This window comes from Pasteurella sp. P03HT (assembly GCF_054052285.1).
On record NZ_JBSIUM010000002.1, the window covers coordinates 145,205 to 164,850 of the forward strand.

At 41.8% G+C, this 19,646-nt stretch carries 18 protein-coding genes; 10 read left to right on the forward strand and 8 right to left on the reverse strand.

Going from position 1 to position 19,646, the window contains the following annotated elements; translation table 11 throughout:
- Window positions 1-51: 51 nt before the first annotated feature.
- The 7 genes from ACWIT3_RS02885 to napF all read right to left on the reverse strand — a co-directional run bounded on the left by ACWIT3_RS02885 (window position 52) and on the right by napF (window position 6,125).
- The gene (locus ACWIT3_RS02885) at window positions 52-645 is read right to left on the reverse strand and encodes a cytochrome c3 family protein (RefSeq protein WP_457161307.1); all 594 of its coding nucleotides are present in this window, start codon (window positions 643-645) and stop codon (window positions 52-54) included.
- A gap of 15 nt (window positions 646-660) precedes the next feature.
- Entirely contained in the window at window positions 661-1,086 is a 426-nt protein-coding gene (locus ACWIT3_RS02890) for a nitrate reductase cytochrome c-type subunit (protein WP_457161308.1), read from the reverse strand.
- Window positions 1,087-1,091: 5 nt separating this feature from the next.
- Window positions 1,092-1,967 carry a quinol dehydrogenase ferredoxin subunit NapH gene (napH, locus tag ACWIT3_RS02895; protein WP_457161309.1) on the reverse strand — a complete coding sequence of 292 codons (876 nt, stop codon included), beginning with the start codon at window positions 1,965-1,967 and terminating at the stop codon, window positions 1,092-1,094.
- The gene (gene napG, locus ACWIT3_RS02900; protein ID WP_457161310.1) at window positions 1,967-2,719 is read right to left on the reverse strand and encodes a ferredoxin-type protein NapG; all 753 of its coding nucleotides are present in this window, start codon (window positions 2,717-2,719) and stop codon (window positions 1,967-1,969) included. Before napG ends, napH begins: the two co-directional genes overlap by 1 nt.
- Before the next feature lie 66 nt (window positions 2,720-2,785).
- Window positions 2,786-5,272, reverse strand: coding sequence for a nitrate reductase catalytic subunit NapA (napA, locus tag ACWIT3_RS02905; RefSeq protein ID WP_457161398.1), 2,487 nt, complete (start codon window positions 5,270-5,272; stop codon window positions 2,786-2,788).
- A 42-nt stretch (window positions 5,273-5,314) separates the two neighbouring features.
- Window positions 5,315-5,587: a chaperone NapD gene (locus ACWIT3_RS02910; protein ID WP_457161311.1), complete on the reverse strand. Its 273-nt coding sequence runs from the start codon at window positions 5,585-5,587 to the stop codon at window positions 5,315-5,317.
- The gene (napF, locus tag ACWIT3_RS02915; protein WP_457161312.1) at window positions 5,580-6,125 is read right to left on the reverse strand and encodes a ferredoxin-type protein NapF; all 546 of its coding nucleotides are present in this window, start codon (window positions 6,123-6,125) and stop codon (window positions 5,580-5,582) included. Before napF ends, ACWIT3_RS02910 begins: the two co-directional genes overlap by 8 nt.
- 194 nt (window positions 6,126-6,319) lie before the next feature.
- Between napF and narQ the strand changes: the two genes are divergently transcribed.
- The 9 genes from narQ to ACWIT3_RS02960 all read left to right on the forward strand — a co-directional run bounded on the left by narQ (window position 6,320) and on the right by ACWIT3_RS02960 (window position 16,820).
- A complete protein-coding gene (narQ, locus tag ACWIT3_RS02920) occupies window positions 6,320-8,029 on the forward strand; it encodes a nitrate/nitrite two-component system sensor histidine kinase NarQ (RefSeq protein WP_457161313.1) in 1,710 nt (569 codons plus the stop codon).
- Window positions 8,026-8,643: a Type 1 glutamine amidotransferase-like domain-containing protein gene (locus ACWIT3_RS02925; protein ID WP_457161314.1), complete on the forward strand. Its 618-nt coding sequence runs from the start codon at window positions 8,026-8,028 to the stop codon at window positions 8,641-8,643. Before narQ ends, ACWIT3_RS02925 begins: the two co-directional genes overlap by 4 nt.
- Window positions 8,644-8,653: 10 nt before the next feature.
- Window positions 8,654-9,679 carry a UDP-N-acetylmuramate dehydrogenase gene (murB, locus tag ACWIT3_RS02930; protein ID WP_457161315.1) on the forward strand — a complete coding sequence of 342 codons (1,026 nt, stop codon included), beginning with the start codon at window positions 8,654-8,656 and terminating at the stop codon, window positions 9,677-9,679.
- Window positions 9,680-9,689: 10 nt separating this feature from the next.
- Window positions 9,690-10,001 carry a DUF2322 family protein gene (locus tag ACWIT3_RS02935; protein WP_457161399.1) on the forward strand — a complete coding sequence of 104 codons (312 nt, stop codon included), beginning with the start codon at window positions 9,690-9,692 and terminating at the stop codon, window positions 9,999-10,001.
- Window positions 9,998-10,957, forward strand: a complete 960-nt coding sequence (tehA, locus tag ACWIT3_RS02940; protein WP_457161316.1) for a dicarboxylate transporter/tellurite-resistance protein TehA — start codon at window positions 9,998-10,000, stop codon at window positions 10,955-10,957. Before ACWIT3_RS02935 ends, tehA begins: the two co-directional genes overlap by 4 nt.
- Window positions 10,958-11,119: 162 nt before the next feature.
- Complete coding sequence (locus ACWIT3_RS02945; RefSeq protein WP_457161317.1) at window positions 11,120-12,655, forward strand: phospholipase D family protein; 1,536 nt, start codon at window positions 11,120-11,122, stop codon at window positions 12,653-12,655.
- A gap of 301 nt (window positions 12,656-12,956) precedes the next feature.
- Entirely contained in the window at window positions 12,957-14,282 is a 1,326-nt protein-coding gene (locus ACWIT3_RS02950; protein WP_457161318.1) for an SLC13 family permease, read from the forward strand.
- Window positions 14,283-14,521: 239 nt separating this feature from the next.
- Window positions 14,522-15,367, forward strand: a complete 846-nt coding sequence (rpoH, locus tag ACWIT3_RS02955; protein WP_457161319.1) for an RNA polymerase sigma factor RpoH — start codon at window positions 14,522-14,524, stop codon at window positions 15,365-15,367.
- Between the two features lie 238 nt (window positions 15,368-15,605).
- Window positions 15,606-16,820 carry an aromatic amino acid transport family protein gene (locus ACWIT3_RS02960; RefSeq protein WP_457161320.1) on the forward strand — a complete coding sequence of 405 codons (1,215 nt, stop codon included), beginning with the start codon at window positions 15,606-15,608 and terminating at the stop codon, window positions 16,818-16,820.
- A gap of 155 nt (window positions 16,821-16,975) precedes the next feature.
- On the opposite strand, the gene ACWIT3_RS02965 is transcribed toward ACWIT3_RS02960, so the two are convergent.
- A complete protein-coding gene (locus ACWIT3_RS02965; protein WP_457161321.1) occupies window positions 16,976-18,901 on the reverse strand; it encodes an ABC transporter ATP-binding protein in 1,926 nt (641 codons plus the stop codon).
- Between the two features lie 72 nt (window positions 18,902-18,973).
- Here ACWIT3_RS02965 and ACWIT3_RS02970 point away from each other — a divergent pair, with 72 nt between their 5' ends.
- Window positions 18,974-19,591, forward strand: coding sequence for a MarC family protein (locus ACWIT3_RS02970; RefSeq protein WP_457161322.1), 618 nt, complete (start codon window positions 18,974-18,976; stop codon window positions 19,589-19,591).
- The last annotated feature ends 55 nt before the right edge of the window (window positions 19,592-19,646 follow it).

Genomic DNA, 19,646 nt, shown 5'->3' on the forward strand with positions numbered 1-19,646 from the left:
TCTGCACCCGATAAGATGCAGATTAAAAAATGGGAGAAAGACAAGAATGGGTTATTTTTGTTCAGAAGTGAAACCCGATGCGACACCGCTCATATCTGGTAATTGGTGAGCAATCCCTTTATGACAGTCGATACAGGTTTTGCCTTCTTTCACTGCTAATGCGTGCATTTTTTCAGCAACGGTTTTTTGTTGGCTGAAATCCATATTTTCAAAGTTATGGCAGTTGCGGCATTCTTGTGAATCATTGGCTTTCAATCTTGCCCATTCACGCTCCGCCATATGTAAACGGCGAGAGTTAAATTTTTCTAGCGTGTCGGTATAGCCCATGACGTGCGCATACACTTCTCGACTGGCTTGTAATTTACGCATCATTTTTGGAATAAATTCGTGCGGTACGTGACAGTCTGGACAAGTGGCTTTTACACCACTGCGGTTTTGGTAATGCGCAGTGTGTAAATATTCAGGGTAAACGTCATTACGATGACAATCCACACAAAAAGCTTCCGTGTTGGTTTGTTCTAGACCGTAGTTAAAACCCACCCAAGAAACGATTCCTGCAATAAAGGCGAGGGTGATTAAGGTTCCTACCGCGATACGACTTGGCGTACGAAACCATCTCCAAAAGCGTTTAATCAAATTCAACATAATTCAATCCTTAACTTATTTGCCGAAGCCAGCCATGGGTTTAAATTCGTTTTGTACAATTGGCTCAACATCAGATTGAGAAACGTGGCACTGTAAGCAGAAGTAACGGCGTGGGGATGTGCCACCTACGATGTTACCGTCGCGGTCCATAAAGTGTGTTGGGCTGATACGCGTCGCGCCAGTCACACGCGATGCTTCCGGGCTATGACAGGTTAAACATTGGTTAGTATTTTTGGTGACTTGGTAATTTTTTGTTGCATGCGGCACCATCGGTGGTTGATTCACATAGTTTAATGGTGCTAATCCACTTTCTTTTGGGGCGTTATGAAACGCAGGCGCAACATGCTCAGGTGAATCTTCGATACCATGACCGACTTTGACCTCATTTGCTTGCGCAGAGAAAGCAAAAAGTGCGGTTAAAATTAAGATAGTTTTTTTCATTTTGATCACTCCCCCGAATGATTAACTGAATGATTAAATCGAGTTGTAAAAATAAATACTTTTTCAGGGCAAACGTCGATACAACGTCCACAACTGATACAATCTTTTGAAAGCACAAGTGGGCTTTCGTTATTCTTGCTGTGTAAGGGTGCACGTAACACCTGTGGCTCTGGGCAAACGTTATAACAGTCCATACAATTGTCGCATTTGCTACGGTTTTCGACTTTGACACGAAGGATACCTTTCGCCCCGATCACGCCGTAAGCTGCACCAATTGGGCATAAATGTCCGCACCAACCGTGTTCCACAATAAATAAATCAAATAAGAAAACTGCAAGTACAAGCCAAGCTGTTGCGCCAAAACCGTAGATCAATGCACGTCCTAAAGCAGCTACAGGATTTAACCATTCCCAAAGCAATACGCCACTGACCGCACTGCCAACGAGGATCATGACTAAAATCGCGTAACGTAATCCACGTGGGAGTTTTGCTGACTGACGAATTTCAAGTTTACGTCTCAGCCACGCCGCTGTGTCAGTGACCACGTTCAATGGGCAAACCCATGCACAGAAAACACGGCTCCCTAAAATTGCATAGGTTGCAATGACGATGATAACCCCTAAAAGTGCGGTCATTGTTGGAAGAAATCCTGTCGCCAGACTTTCTGCGATAATCAAGGGATCTGACATAGGAATCAGATCAAACAGCATACTTCCGCTGTAATTACCTTTTAAAATCCAGACACTTAAATAAGGACCACTTAGAAACATCGCTAAAATACTGAGCTGAGTTAAACGTCGCCAAAACAAGAAACGATTCGCGTACCACCAGCCCCATTTTTCGCGTGCTTCTTTGCCGGTATATTTTGGTGAATTTGCCATTACAAACTCTCCGGTAAACGTGTTGGAAGGGTGATAATGCCTTCTGGTGCAAGTGAATGACCGGCTTTTTCTTTCTCTTCCCAACCTAGACGATAATGTTGACCAAGCATACCTTTTGCCAGATCCATCGGTAACACTTTGATTGCTGCAACTTCTAACACACACGCCTCTTCGCATTTACCACACCCCGTACAAGCATTGGAATGTACAGTTGGAATAAATTTTGCGTGTTTATCAGAACGATCATTGTGTTGCATTTCAAGGGTGATCGCTTTGCCAATTAATGGACAAACGCGATAACACACATCGCAACGCAAACCTTGCCAGTTCAAGCAAGTTTCCTGATCGAGTAACACTGATAAGCCCATACGAGCTTCGTTAATATCTGTCGCTTGATTATCTAATGCCCCTGTTGGACAGGCTTTGGCACAAGGAATGTCTTCGCACATTTCACAAGGTTTATCACGCGCAATGAAATAAGGCGTTCCCGCTTCCATTGGTGATAAGAGCGAGGCTAAATGCAACATATCATATGGACAAGCCTGCACACATTGTCCGCAACGAATGCACGCCGCAGAAAACTCTTGATCGTTTGCAATGGCAAATGGCGGACGTAATGCCACACCTTCACGTGCTAAACTTTGCTTTTGTTGCAACCCAAGTAACAAGCCAACCCCCGCCAACCCGCAGGCAGTGCGAGTAGCCTCTTTAAAAAAGCGACGACGTTCGGGATTCACAACTGGTTTTTTCATTTGATTTTTCAACCGCACCTTTCTGAATGACAGAAAGTGCGGTCGTTCCTCATTAAAGTTAACGAATTACGCTTTTTCCACTTTTACCGCACATTTTTTGAAGTCGGTTTCTTTGGAAATCGGGTCTGTTGCGTCTAATGTTAAGTAGTTTGCTAACTGACCTGCATCAAAGAAGGTGGTGTATACTAAGCCTTGTGGCACTTTGTTACGACCACGTGTATCTAAGTGAGAAATAATTTCACCACGACGTGAAGTCACTTTCACTTTGTCACCATGGCGTAAACCACGTGCTTTCGCATCTAATGGGTGCATCCAAACCAAGTTATTTGGGAATGAACGGTGTAATTCAGGGACACGACGAGTCATTGTGCCGGTATGCCAGTGCTCAAGTACACGTCCAGTACATAACCATAAATCGTATTCTGCATCTGGTGCTTCTGCTGGTGGCTCGTAAGGTACGGCTAAAATAATTGCGCGTTTGTCTGGGTAACCATAGAACGCCACGCCTTCACCTTCTTTCACATACGGGTCATACCCTTCGCTGTAACGCCATAAGGTTTCTTTGCCATCAACCACTGGCCAACGTAAGCCACGCGCTTTGTGATAAACCTCGAAGTCTGCCAAATCGTGACCGTGACCACGACCAAATGCTGCATATTCTTCGAATAAGCCTTTTTGTAAGTAGAAACCAAAGTGTTCCGCTTCGTCATTTAAGTAACCCGCTTTATCTGTTGGCACTTGGAATTTGTCCACTTGACCATTACGGAACAACACTTCGTAAAGGGTTTTGCCTTTGTATTCAGGGTTTGCAGCTAATACTTCTGCTGGCCACATTTCATCTGTGGTGAAGTATTTAGAAAACTCCACTAATTGCCATACGTCAGATTTTGACTCACCTGGTGCTTTCACTTGTTGATACCAGAATTGAGTACGACGTTCAGCGTTACCATACGCCCCTTCTTTTTCCACCCACATGGCAGTTGGAAGAATTAAGTCCGCTGCCAATGCCGATACTGTTGGATAAGGATCAGAGACAATCACAAAGTTTTCTTCATCACGCCAGCCTGGGAAACGTTCTTGGTTGATGTTTGGACCACCTTGCATATTGTTGGTACACATTTGCCATAACACGTTCATTTTCTTATCTTTTAAAGCACGGTCTTGTGCGATAGCATGGTATCCCACTTGCGTTTGGATAACGCCTTTCGGCAATTTCCACAATTGTTCTGCTTTTTCAACGTGTTTTGGATTGGTTACCACTAAGTCTGCAGGTAAGCGATGAGCAAAAGTCCCTACTTCACGCGCCGTACCACAAGCAGATGGTTGACCCGTTAATGAGAATGGACCGCAACCTGGTTTTGAAATTTTGCCCGTTAACAAATGAATGTTATAGATTAAGTGGTTCGCCCATACACCACGCGTATGTTGGTTGAAACCCATTGTCCAGAAAGACACGATGTTGAGTTTCGGATCCGCATACATTTTCGCTAATGCTTCAAGCTGATCTTTTGGCACGCCCGAAATTTCATGTGCTTTTTCAAGAGTGTATGGCGCAACGAGTTTTTTGTATTCTTCGAAATCACTGTCGTGCATTTTGCCCGCAGTTTTTACATTTTTCGCCGCTTTTTCTAGCGCATGAGTGTCACGTAAGCCGTAACCGATATCAGTTTCACCACGTTTGAATTTAGTGTGTTTTTGGATGAAGTCGTTATCAAGTGCGTTGTGTTCAATCAAATAGTTAGCAATGTAGTTCATAATTGCTAAGTCTGATTGTGGTTTGAAGATCACGCCTAAGTCTGCTAACTCAAATGAACGTTGTTCAAAAGTCGAAAGCACTGCCACTTTGACATTTGGGTGAGATAAACGACGATCAGAAATACGTGACCATAAAATTGGGTGCATTTCTGCCATATTTGAGCCCCAAAGTACGAACGCATCGGCTTTTTCGATATCGTCATAACAGCCCATTGGTTCGTCCATACCGAACGTACGCATAAACGCAACCGCAGCAGACGCCATACAGTGACGTGCATTTGGGTCAATGTTGTTTGAGCGTAAACCCGCTTTGAATAATTTTGATTTTGCGATTCCTTCAAAAATGGTTGATTGACCAGAGGTGAACATCCCCGCACCATTCGGACCTTTTTCTTTCAGCGCTTTTTTGAATTTTTCCGCCATAATGGTAAAGGCTTGATCCCAAGAAACAGGGGTGAATTCACCATTTTTATCAAATTTACCATTTTTCATCCGTAACATTGGGACGGTTAAACGGTCTTGACCATACATGATTTTTGGTAAGAAATAGCCTTTAATACAGTTCAAACCACGGTTTACTTCTGCATCAGGGTCACCTTGTGACGCCACTACGCGACCATTTTGCGTCCCCACTAAAACGCTACACCCTGTGCCACAAAAACGACAAGGTGCTTTATCCCATTTAATTGTTTTATCGGTCGCTGCTTCCACGTTTTTGACTGGAATAGCTAAACCTGCCACAGTTGCAGCAGCAACCGCAGCATTGGTTTTCATAAAGTCACGACGACTTAACTTCATATTCATAGCGTTTCCCCCACTATATTGAATCGTGTTATGTTTTTAATTTTCATCTTGTTGATGGTAAACCAGTGATACATCGATTACGCCATCAATATCTCTTGTCGCTTCCATTTGCTCATGTAATAGGTGTTTGTCGTGAGATTGCATGACGACAACCAACTTACCTTTCTCTGCATCAAAGACAGGAATTTCAGTATGCGGCATAGCTAAAAGTGCGGTCTGAATTTCTTCAATTTTGTCTGGATTTCCCTGCACAATCAGCCCACATACATGCCAATCTTTTGCATTTTCCATTGTGATTTGTTCAGTCATTACGTTGCTCCAATTCATCGGCAGTCAATAACACTTTAATCGCAGAAACAGGACAGCTTTTAATGCATGCTCCACAGCCATTACAGGCTTCAAGCATGATCATCGGTTGTGACACACGACCAATTTGACGCGTAAAGCGAATCGCACGTGACTCACAACTGTCTTCACAGCTTCGGCACTCCACCGATTTCTGTGTCAAACAATGAGCAGTGATTTCAACCTTGTGTGCCCACGCAGACTCACTGAGCGGTCTAAAAACAGGTTGCTGGCAAACTGCAACGCATTTTTGGCAAAAGGTACATTCGCCGCGACTAAATTGAATTTCAGGAAACCCACCGTCGCCTTTAATTAGAATATGCGTTTCACACACCTGAATGCAGGCATCACAACGTGTACAACTTTGTATAAAAAGCATATTTTCTACAGACCAAGGTGGACGAATGCCTTGAAAACCTTGTTGTTTAACCTGCTCTGATTGCAATGACGTCAAAAACTGTCCACGTAAAAAATGACGACGAGGCAAGTTTTCAACAGTCATGATCCGTTCCTTTTCTTTTGCTTTTCCTAGTGCTGCAATTATGAAGAGAGGGGGCAATATTCATACTACCCAAATTGAGTATTTAGCGAAAAACGTTCACTTTTCTTGTGCTAGATCAATTTTTATTTAGCGGTAAAAAAACAGACATTTTTTTGTTACACTACGGTCATGTTTTCCACCTTGAAAGGCCATTTGTGAACATCAAACATTCGGTTTCCACTAAACTCGCCAATTATTTATTTATCATCATGATTTTTGCTGGCGTCATTACATCATTAAGCTTGATGATCATGGCGAGTAATAAGTCAGATGCGGAATCAATCAACGTATCAGGTTCGCTACGAATGCAAAGTTATCGTTTATTGTATGAGTTAGAACAGCAACCTGAATCCGTAGAACTCAGCTTGCGACAATATCGTGTAAGCTTACACTCACAAGCACTCTTAGAAATTGATCATCAATGGTTTGTCCCTGATGAAGTGAAACAGTCTTATCACAATTTGATAAAACGTTGGGAAAGCATGGAACGCTATGCAAGAGAAAGGGATATCACATCGTATAAAAATCAAATTGCAGATTATGTCTCACAGGTGGATAAATTTGTGTTCACATTACAGCGTTTTGCAGAAAAAAAATGGATTATTGCTGTCTTGATCATTTCCTTATCCATGCTCTCGATTATTATTATGGTGTCCTACGTCGTATGGTATGCGCGCCGAGAAGTTGTCACGCCACTAAAACAACTCACCCGCGCCAGTATTCAAATCCAAATGCGACAATTTAATCACGTAAAATTAAATACGGAAACGCAGGATGAATTAGGCAGTTTGGCACGAGCGTTCACTCAAATGTCGAGTGAACTCGAAAAGCTGTATTCGTCACTAGAAGAAAGCGTAAATGAAAAAACCCAAAAATTACGCCAAACAAATCGCTCTTTGACGATGTTATACGAAAGTTCACAGCAATTAACCACTAACACCGTTGACGAATTGACGTTACAACAAGTATTAAAAAATATCTTTATTAGTGAACACTTACGCTATATCTCCTTAGTTGTCGAAGGCGCAGAACATTGGCAACTGACCGTTGGTGAAAAGCAAACCAATCAAGAGTGTCAGCAAGTGGCATTAACAATTGAAAATGAGAAGTTGGCAACATTTTACTGGCAAGCTGGGCTACCTTGCCCAGATCCACGGACAATGCGTAATATTGCGCAAATACTCAGTCGAACACTTTACTTTCATCGCACCCAACGCCAGCAACAACAACTTTTACTGATGGAAGAGCGGTCAATTATCGCGCGTGAATTACATGACTCTTTGGCACAAGTATTAGCGTTCCTGCAAATCCAATTAACGTTACTAAAACACAATTTAAAACAAGATCATGCCCAAGCGAAAGAAAAAAGCCTCACGATTATTGCGAACTTTGAACAGGCACTGCGTGATGGCTATGTGCAATTACGTGAATTGTTAGCCACATTCCGCCTAACTGTACAAGAGGCAAATCTTAAACTGGCGCTAGAACAAGTGATTGACTCATTACGTAATCAAACAACGATTCACATGACAGTGCAGTGTGCCTTACCTTCACAGAGTTTTAGTGCGCAACAATTGGTTCACATTTTACAAATCGTACGAGAATCCGTTTTGAATGCGATTAAACACTCAAAAGGAAGCCTCATTGAAGTAATTGCCCACACGAACGATGAGGGAGAATATGAGTTAATCGTACGCGATGATGGAATTGGTATTCCAAGTTTAGACGAACCTGACGGGCATTATGGGTTAAACATTATGCACGAGCGAGCAAACAAGCTAAATGCGCAATTACAGATTGCCAACCGCATCACAGGAGGCACAGAAGTGAAGATCACACTAAACCATAATAGGAAAGTAACATGAGAACAGTATTTTTAACGGCTTATTTTGCCAATATCATCGATCTTTTTCTGGCAGAAATGGGCAGTATCAAAGGAAAAAAAATCACCTTCATTCCTACCGCAAGTCAAGTTGAAACGATCCGTTTTTATGTAGACGAGGCAAAACAAGCGCTCATCGATAACGGTGCCGAATTGGACGAGCTTGAGTTAACGACAGCGACCCAGACTGAAATCGATGAAAAACTCAATAAAAGTGACATCATTTATGTCAGTGGAGGCAATACGTTCTTTTTATTGCAAGAATTAAACAGAACAGGAGCAAGGGAGCGCATTATTCAGCACGTAAACGCTGGGAAAAGCTATATTGGTGAATCGGCTGGTGCGATGATCATGGCAGCCGATATTGAGTATGTAAAGCTAATGGATGACGCTGCATCGGCACCTCACTTAACGGATTATCATGCGCTAAATTTAGTTGACTTTTATCCTGTGCCACATTACACCAATTTTCCATTTGTTGAAGCCACACAGCACATACTGGAAACATACGGCTCACATTTAAATTTAATCCCAATCACGAATGATCAAGCTATTATGGTACATAATGGTCAAATTGAAATAAAAACTAAACATTAAAGGATAAACTATGCAAAGTTTGCAGCCCTTTCATACGTTCGCGCTGCCTGTTAGTGCACAAAACATTATTGAAATCACTGATCTCGCACAACTCAAACAGCAATGGGCAGCGTGTCAAGCCAAAAACCAGCCTGTCCTTTTTTTAGGACAAGGCAGCAATGTCCTGTTTCTACGCGACTTCAAAGGGACGGTGTTACTCAATCGCTTACGCGGAATTGAACAACGAGAAGATGACGATTTTCATTACCTCCATGTAAATGGCGGAGAAAACTGGCATCAACTAGTAGCATGGTCATTACAAGCAGGTATCCGTGGGCTAGAAAACCTTGCGTTAATTCCAGGTTGTGCGGGTTCTGCCCCTATTCAAAATATCGGTGCATATGGAGTCGAGTTTAAAGATGTGTGTGATTACGTCGATGTACTTGACCTACAAAATGGGACATTATCTCGCCTATCTGCTGCCCAATGCCAATTTGGCTATCGTGATAGCATTTTTAAACATGAATATGCAAACAGCTATGTGATTACCGCCATTGGCTTAAAACTGGCTAAAGCGTGGCAACCTGTATTGAAATATGGTTCATTAGCCGATTTTGATGAGCATACTGTTACTGCGGAGCAAATTTTTGATGAGGTATGTGCTGTACGCCGCAGTAAACTGCCTGATCCTAATGCCTTTGGTAATGCGGGGAGTTTCTTTAAAAACCCTGTCGTGTCACAGACAGATTTTATACGTTTGCAACAAGAATACCCCCATATCCCGAATTTTCCTCAACCTAATGGGGACATCAAATTAGCGGCTGGCTGGTTAATCGATCAATGTGGCTTAAAAGGATACCAAATCGGTGGTGCCGCTGTACATCAACAGCAAGCGTTAGTATTAATTAACAAACAACATGCAACCAGCTCCGACATTGTTGAACTCGCTCATCATGTACGCCAAAAAGTTGCTCAGCGTTTTGCTGTCTGGTTACAACCTGAGGTTCGTTTCATCGATGAAATGGGGGAAGTGGACAGTGAACATGCCATTAGTTAATGAGAAACAAATGAATTTCAGTACTATTTTAGCAACATTACCCTCGATTGAGCATTTAACAGGTCTTGCGGTGATGGAAGGGACAACTCAACACCATTATATTCCAGCAGTAGCAGGAAAACTCGGTTCATTGCGCGTTTATTATGCCCTTGCATGTGAATTTAATGGGAAATTAGACCGCACTTCAGCACAAAAAGGATTACAATTGTTTGCTGAACATACAGAAGAAGCAAAACAACACAAAGGGAAACACCCTAACATTGATTTGTTATTGCATATTATTGAACACAATCTTACATACCAATTAGTACCACAATCATGACAACACCATTACATAAACCATTTCCTATTCCCATTAACTATTTTGGGATTGTTCTCGGCTTATCTGCACTGAGCCTCGCTTGGCGTTATGCCGCATCTACTTGGTCAATGGCAACACTCCTGAGTGAAAGCTTATTTGGGCTAGCTGGCGTAATTTGGATCAGTTTCCTATGTGCATACCTTTGGAAATGGACACGCCACCCAGATCAAGCCAAAACTGATTTTCAACATCCTTTATTGGGCAGCTTTGTGAGCCTGATTCCGATCACGACAACATTAATTGGCATAGGGGCAATTCCTTATACAAAGTCGCTTGCTACTTTGTTAATTGGTATCGGTATCCTCTGTCAACTGGCTTTTTCCGCTTATTATATTGCAGGAATGTGGCGAGGCACACATCAGGCCGAGCTGACGACCCCCGTGATTTACCTACCGACTGTTGCAACAAACTTTGTTGCCGCGACGGCTTTGGGTACCTTAGGTTATGCCGATTTAGGTATGATCTTCTTTGGTGCTGGGTTTTTCTCTTGGTTAATTTTAGAACCGACCGTATTACAACGCCTACGTACATTACAACCTATCCCTGAGCCTTTACGACCAAGCATGGGGATCCAACTGGCGCCCGCTTTTGTGGGGTGCTCTGCTTATCTTGCGATTAATGGCGGGAAAATTGACCTCTTTGCCAACATGCTCATCGGCTATGGATTATTACAATTACTGTTCTTACTTCGCTTACTTCCGTGGATCGTGACAAAAGGCTTTACCCCTGCAATGTGGGCATTTTCATTCGGTCTCGCTTCCATGGCAAAAGTCAGTTTACTGATGTATCAACAGGCACAGGAAAGTCTCTTTGCAGGACTCGGACTCAGCTTATTCTGGTTCGCTAATCTGAGCATTGGTCTCATGTTAATCAGCACTATATATTTACTGTTAAAAGGCAAGTTTTTTATTAAATAGCCTCTCTGCTTTTCGTTTGAGTGAACATCAATGATGTTCACTCTCTCCCTTACTGCTCTGACTAGTACAAAAAAGATGCAATTCCAACCATAACCATTACAATGAGATAGAGCTCAAAAAACAAATTAGCCTACCAGGCACGACGAAAGAGAGGGCAAGAGGATGATGCTTCTAGCGTGGATGATGTTATTCATAATATTGCTTATCAGCATACTTATTTTATCAGCACTCACTTATCGAGCCTTACCGAATAAGCCACATCAAGAAACACAAACATATCGTGCGGTCGATCCTGAAAGTCCACTTGCACAACACTTGCTCCCATTAATAACACAACAAACAGAACGGACAGGAATTTACCCATTAAGTGACGGGCGGGATGCTTTTCTAGCGCGTTTAGCATTAGTCGAATCCGCACAACACAGCCTCGACCTACAATATTATATATGGCATCACGATGTTTCGGGTCGTTTGCTACTACAACGTGTCTATCATGCAGCACAACGGGGTGTGCAAGTGCGGTTATTGCTCGATGACAATAATACAAAGGGACTAGATGACCTATTAGCAGCCATCAATGCCCACCCAAACATTTCGGTACGGCTTTTTAATCCTTTTATGCAACGTCATTATCGTATATTCGGTTATCTCAATGACTTCTTTCGCCTTAATCGTCGCATGCACAATAAATCTCTCACCGCAGACAGCTTAATCAGTATCGTAGGCGGACGGAATATTGGTGATGAATATTTCGATGTGGGTAACGGTATCTTATTTGCCGATTTAGATGTCTCAGTCATTGGTCATGTTGTCGAACAAATAGAAAACGATTTTGATCGCTATTGGAACAGTGAATCCGTTTACCCATTCGAATTGATCGTTCAAAAAAACCAAATGGATTTTGACAGTACGCCATCGGATGATGAAACTACCCAAACGTATTTAACACAATTAGCCCAATTGCCGTTTGCTAAAGCATTAAAAACAGGTGATCTCACGTTTACTTGGGCAAAAGCACAATTTATTAGCGATGACCCAGCAAAAGCCTTGGGCAAGCCTAACCAAGAAAACAGTGTCCTCGCGCATATTGCCCCACTGATGCAAGCAACAGAACACAACCTGATCATTATTTCACCGTATTTTGTCCCAACTAAAATTGGGGTGGCTTTTTTAAAACGCATCGCGCAAAAAGGAACACAAATCTCAATTCTGACCAATTCACTAGAAGCAACAGATGTCAGCATCGTGCACTCAGGCTACGCCAAATATCGTAAAGCACTGCTTGAAAATCAGATTCGCCTATACGAATTAAAACCTGATGCAACCGTACACATGGAAACACCTCATGCTTTACTAAAAGGGGGAAGTGGGGCGAGTTTACACGCCAAAACATTTAGTGTGGATGACCGCTATTTGTTTGTCGGCTCATTTAACATGGATCCCCGTTCAGCTATGTTAAACACCGAAATGGGACTACTCATTGACAGCCCAACGCTCGCCCAAATGCTTGTCAATGGATTATATACCCACCACCAAAACTATACATTTTCGGTCTCTCTTAACCCACAAGGGCAGATTTACTGGGCAACACAAGAAAATGGAAAACCCGTCTTATATCAAACAGAACCCCATAGCAGTTTCTTTAAGCGCGTAACTGTTCGATTATTATCATTACTGCCCGTCGAACACTTATTGTAAAACCAATACATGCGCCTTCTTCTTAATCAAACACACTCATTTTGGAGTAAAGGTCTATATTTGTCATTTTTTTGGTGTATTCATACAAAATTCTTTAGTACCTGTTCAAAAAGTGATGTTTTCTTTGAACAAGATCAGGAAATGGCGCAATTGTTTTGATTACAATCAGACTTAGTTTTTTTAATTAATTATTTTATTCAAGAGGTCATCCATGAACATCAACGCATTTTCACACATGATAAAAATCGCAAAAAACAGGCAATTTATTTGTTTCTGTCTCTCGATTGTTTTTGCCTTAATCATGACAATGTTATTGTCAGATACCAGTTTTACCCGTGTACAAAATTATGTCCTTTTCTTGCTTTTCTTTGCCATTAGTTTATGGGTGACCGAAGCCATTCCGCCTTTTTCTGTCAGTATTTTAATTGTCGGCTTTCTTGTTTTCGTGATGGGAAAAAGTGAAGCATATGATGCGATTCAATACCTGCAAACTTGGTCTGACAGTGTAATTTGGTTATTTCTTGGTGGTTTCTTTCTTGCTGAAGCCATGAAAAAAACCAAACTCGACCTCTTATTACTAAAAGCTGTCCTACCAAAATTCGGCAATAATCCCGTCTATGTCTTATGGGGGTTAATGCTTGTTACTGCGATGATGTCGATGCTAATGAGTAATACCGCGACAACCGCCATGATGATTGCGACTATTAGCCCTTTATTCACACGACTAGACAAAAATTCTAATTTATCAAAAGCACTTCTATTGGGGATTCCTGCCGCAGCATCAGTGGGGGGAATGGGAACCATTATTGGCTCTGCGCCGAACGCCATTGCAGTTGGTGCGTTAGAAAAACTCGGTCACCCAATTTCATTCTTAGAATGGATGATGGTTGGCACTCCTCTTGCATTTGCCTTGTTATTCATTTTCTGGCGCGTTTTAGTCAAAAAATACCAAGTCAATAAAACAGAACACTTAGATTTCAGTTTCTTACAAGAGACGACATCCGTCCATTCAAACCGTGTTGAGATGTTACACAAAACAATTGTATTAGTCGTACTCGCTGTCACCCTCTTCTGTTGGCTCACATCAAAATGGATCGGCATTCCTGTCGCTGCCGCTTCTGGTATCCCGATTGTCGCCTTGACCATGACAGGTGTACTGGGTGAAAAAGACATTCGTCAACTCCCTTGGGATACGTTAATGTTAGTTGCGGGAGGGCTTGCATTAGGTTTAGCGATTGAAGAGCAACGCATCGCAGCACACTTCGTAGAACAAATCAGCCATATTCAAGTTAGCTTTGTTATGTTACTGGTCTTATTTGGTTTTATTACCGTCATTTTGTCGAATTTCATGAGTAACACCGCGGCAACGACAATTTTAATTCCGATGGGTGTTTCATTATTAGCTATGGTGGGAGGCGTAGAAGTCAATCCAATGGTTTTACCGCTTATTATTGGTCTCAGTGCTTCTTGTGCATTATTCTTACCTGTCTCTACTCCGCCAAATGCGATTGCATTTAGTACAGGCTTGATCAAACAGGCTGAATTCCGTTTAGGTGGAGTCGTCATCGGCTTCTTAGGCCCAGTATTAAGTATTTTATGGATACTCGCCTTATCGACGTTTTTATAACCTCTCTCGGTGTCTTTCAAAACACAAGTAAAATAGACCGCACTTTTTACATTAAAGTGCGGTTTGCATCTCAGCGAACACCATGACTCACCCAACATGTGTATTTCTTTGGAACTTTCTTCATTTTTTAAAGTCTAATTTTCAACCAATAGTAATCCACTCGAAAGATTGGCTCTTATTGGATTTTATGCTATAAATAAGATGGCATTTTATCTTTCATTATTTTAAGAAGGAAAGCGATGAATAAAGAAACACAAACTATGATGTTGGTTCCACAAGGCAGTATCGAAGCCTATATTCGTGCTGCAAATGAATATCCAATGCTCACCGCTGAGGAAGAAAAGGAATTAGCGGAGCGTTTGTATTATCAAGAAGATTTGGAAGCAGCGAAAAAGCTGATTCTTTCTCATCTTCGCTTTGTGATTCATGTAGCACGTGGCTATTCAGGCTATGGGCTACCACAAGCTGATTTAATCCAAGAAGGTAACATCGGCTTGATGAAAGCAGTGAAACGTTTTAACCCAGAAGTAGGGGTACGCTTAGTTTCATTTGCAGTGCATTGGATCAAAGCAGAAATTCATGAATATGTCTTGCGCAATTGGCGTATCGTTAAAGTGGCAACCACGAAGGCACAACGCAAATTGTTCTTTAATCTACGTAAAACCAAACAACGTTTAGGCTGGTTTAACGAAAATGAAGTAGAAATGGTCGCCAATGAATTAGGCGTTTCACCTGAAGATGTGATCGAAATGGAATCACGCATGACAGGGGCTGATGTGGCATTTGATTTACCAACAGATGACAGTGAAGAAACTTATTCACCGTCACTCTACTTAGAAGATAAAAGTTCTAATTTTGCAGCTGAGCTTGAAAATGAAAATTATGAAACTCAAGCAACAGAGCAATTAAGTATCGCACTTGAAGGATTGGATGCGCGTAGTTTAGATATTATCAAAGCACGCTGGCTCGATGAAAATAAAGCTACCTTGCAAGACTTAGCAGCAAAATACAACATTTCTGCAGAACGTGTGCGCCAGCTTGAGACTAACGCACTGAAAAAACTCAAAAGTGCAGTCAACTTTTAACAACATTTAATCTTATGCTAAAAGCCAAAGTAACCTACTTTGGCTTTTTTATTTCCTAACGTCACAATGTCAAGATTTCGTTACACAAAGATCACACTTCTCATTTTGAATGACGGCTCATTCAGAATAAAACTGGCTTTATCCTGTCTATATTGCTAACATAGTCGTATATTTACACAACAGATGTAATAAAATCTTTACATTTTTCTATTTCATTTACTTTTAAAAGGACAAGATTGTGAATAAAACAGTTGGCAGTACACTGCTTGTCTCTGGCACAATGATTGGAGCAGGAATGCTCGCAATGCCACTCACATCCGCAGGCATCGGCTTTACTTTTACGTTAATATTATTGGTTGCATTATGGGCATTGCTCACTTGTACCGCACTTTTATTTGTCGAAGTCTATCAAACAGCCGATGCAGATGCGGGTATCGGCACACTCGCCGCCCAATATTTTGGTCGCACGGGACGCATTATTGCGACAACCGTGTTATTGGTATTCTTGTATGCGCTATTATCTGCTTACATTACTGGTGGAGGAAGCATTCTTGCCTCCAGTTTACCCACTATTGTGGATGAAAATACCACCTCAAATGTGGCAATTGGCTTATTCACGCTATTTTTTGGTATTTTCATTATTATTGGTACAAAAAGTGTTGATGGAATCAACCGTCTTCTCTTTTTTATTATGCTAGCCACATTTCTCTTTGTGCTATTTTTAATGGTACCCAAAGTCACTCTAGCAAACCTAATGGCAATGCCTATTGATAAAGCACTCTTGCTGTCTGCCAGCCCGATTTTCTTTACTTCCTTTGGCTTCCATGGCTCGATCCCGAGCTTAAATGCGTATTTACAAGGTAATGTAAAAGCATTGCGTTTCGCAATCTTAACGGGGTCCTCCATCACATTAGTCTTTTACATCATATGGCAACTCTCAACACACGGCGTATTAAGCCAAACGCTGTTCTTACACATTTTACAACAAGATCCGACACTAAATGGATTAGTCAATGCCAGCCTACAGATCACGGGTAGCCCAATGCTAGCACAAGCAGTAAAAATCTTTTCGGCACTCGCTTTGATCACCTCATTTTTAGGCGTCGCATTGGGTTTATTTGAATGTATTCAAGACTTATTAAAGCGTTCTCTTGCCCTTTCAACTGGGCGTATTAGTCTCGGTTTATTAACTTTCTTACCCCCATTATTGTTTGCCTTTTTCTATCCACAAGGGTTTATTTTAGCATTAAGCTACGCGGGTCAGATGTTTGCTTTCTATGCTGTTGTTTTACCTGTTGCATTAGTCTGGAAAGCCCGCCAAATTCATCCGAACTTGCCTTATCGAGTCATCGGGGGTACTCCGATGTTGCTCCTCGTTTTACTGTTAGGTATCACAATCACAGTGATCCCCTTTATTACACGTGCAGGTTATTTACCTCAAGTAGTTGGCTAGTAAAAAACAGAATAAGATTTGCCATTACACTACATTGAGCACAATATTATGCAACAGTCATCCAGAGGAAAGTGTAGAAAAATAACAAAAAAAATCAGGGAGCCTAATGGCTCCCTGACTCACTACACCCTATATTTTTAACGCAATAAGCGTATCTAGCCCGAAAGTAACTCTTCTAACGCTTCTTGACAGGCCAACCATTCTATCTCAACTTGTTCTAACTGCTTTTTAACTTTTGCTTGTTCAGCTAAAATTATACCCAGTCTTTCTTTGTTCTCAGCAAGGTAAATGTTGCCATGACTTAATTCTACCTCAACATCAGTAAGCTGGCTAGACAATTTATCCATTTTCACTTCAAATTGCTGTAATTTTCTGCGTAATGGTGCAGTTTGTTGGCGTAATTCTGCCTCACGACGCTTTTGCTCTTTGCGGTTTGCACTACTGTTGCTATTTTCTTGTACAGTTTTGGTATCGTCTTTCAAATCAGGTGTACGATTTAATTCGTTCAGCCACTTTTGATAGTCTTCTAAATCGCCCGAAAATTGCTCGACTTTTTTATCATGTACTAGATAAAATTCTTCCACGGTATTACGCAATAAATGACGGTCATGCGAGACTACCACTAACGACCCTTGATAATCCACCAGCGCCTCGGTTAAAGCTTGACGCATATCTAAATCCAAATGGTTGGTTGGCTCATCGAGTAACAATAAATTCGGGCGTTGCCACACAATTAACGCCAACACCAAACGGGCTTTTTCGCCCCCCGAGAAAGATTTCACCGTCTCATTCACTTTATCGCCTTTGAATGCAAAACCGCCGAGGTAATCACGCAGTTGTTGCTCGGTATGTTGTGGGGCTAATTTTTGTAAATGCCACAAGGGACTTTCATCTGCGCGTAATGTGTCTAATTGGTGCTGGGCAAAATAGCCGAGCTGTACGCCTTTAGCTAACTGCACGGTGCCTGATAACGCAGGCAATTCTCCAGCTAATAATTTAATCAAAGTAGATTTACCCGCACCGTTTTTACCTAGCAAACCAATGCGTGAGCCGGGCACTAAATTCAATTTAATTTTTTCTAAAATTTCCACCGCACTTTGCCCGTCTGCACTTGGATAACCCGCACTGACGTGCTCCATAGAAAGCAATGGATTCGGCAAGGCAAGTGGCTCACGAAATTCAAAGTGGAACGGATTATCCACATAAGCTGGTGCAATCAGCTCCATTCGTTCAAGTGCTTTGACACGGCTTTGCGCCTGTTTCGCTTTAGTTGCTTTTGCTTTAAAACGATCGATATATTTTTGTAAGTGCGCGACTTTTTGTTGCTGTTGGCGATAAAGTGCGGTTTGTTGCGCTAATTTCGTCGCACGTTGCACTTCAAAGGAAGAATAATCGCCCGTATATTCATTCAGCTTTTGGTTTTCAATATGCAAAATCTTATTCACAATCGGGTCAAGAAAATCACGGTCGTGAGAAATCAGCACCAACGTGCCTTTATATTGCACCAACCAACGCTCAAGCCACATTACCGTATCTAAATCTAAGTGGTTTGTCGGTTCATCCAATAACAATAAATCAGACGGGCAAAGCAACGCTTGCGCTAAGTTCAAACGCATACGCCAACCACCCGAGAAAGATTTCACAGGCTGCTGTAATTCTGTTTGGCTAAACCCTAAACCATGCAACAAGGCGGCTGCACGTGCTTGAATCGTCCACGCATCAATCGCATCTAATTGCGCATGAATATGCGCAATCTCATGTCCATTTTCTTGCTCATTCGCCCTCATGAGTGCCTGCTGTAGACGGCAGTATTCACGGTCCCCTTCAATCACATAATCTAAAGCCGATGTCGATAATGCAGGGGTTTCTTGGTTAACACAAGCGATCGCCCAATTAGATGGGAAACTGACATCTCCCGCCTCTGCACTAATTTCTTGTTTCAATAACGCCAATAAAGAGGATTTACCACAACCATTCTTGCCCACTAAGCCCACTTTTTGTCCAGGATTAATCGCGGCAGACGCATTATCGAGCAAAATAGATTGCCCACGTTTTAAGGTTAAATTTGTGAAAAAAAGCATAGCTTCTCAGTAGGTCTCGTTCAACTTTTATTATAGAATGGGGTATTTTCTACTTTTTTATCGGAGTTGCCAATGTTTGATTCACTGATCGTACAGTTTGTGGTGTTATGGGCGGTCATCGACCCTATCGGTTCGGTCCCCGTTTATCTCACAAAAACCGTCGGGTTATCCATTGAAGACAGACGCAAAATTGCTTTAAAAGCGGTGCTCATTGCAACTGGCATCTTGATGTTTTTCTTGGTCTTAGGTCAAGGATTACTGGAAGCAATGCAAATTCCTCTTACTGCGTTTCAAATCGCAGGAGGATTAGTGCTCTTATTGTTTGCTTTAACCATGATTTTTGGAGAGGGCAAACCAGAAAATGAAATGCGAATGTCTTCCAGTCTCAGTGAATTGGCAGTCTATCCACTCGCAGTTCCTTCAATTGCCTCGCCTGGTGCGATGATGGCAATTGTGTTATTAACTGATAATCACCGTTTTAGTTTTTTTGATCAAGCGATCACGACAGTAATTATGCTTTCTATTTTATTGATTACTTATTTATTATTTTTGATGGCGAATCGGATTCAACGCTTAATTGGCAATACGGGGGCTGCGGTGATCAGTCGAGTAATGGGGTTAATTCTTGCTGCAGTAGCGATTAATAATATGTTGGTCGGTATCCGTGACTTCTTTACCCAAGTCGTCTAAAAAAGGGATTTATCGTACACTATATCGGCATACCCTCTTCAACGTAGAACAAAAA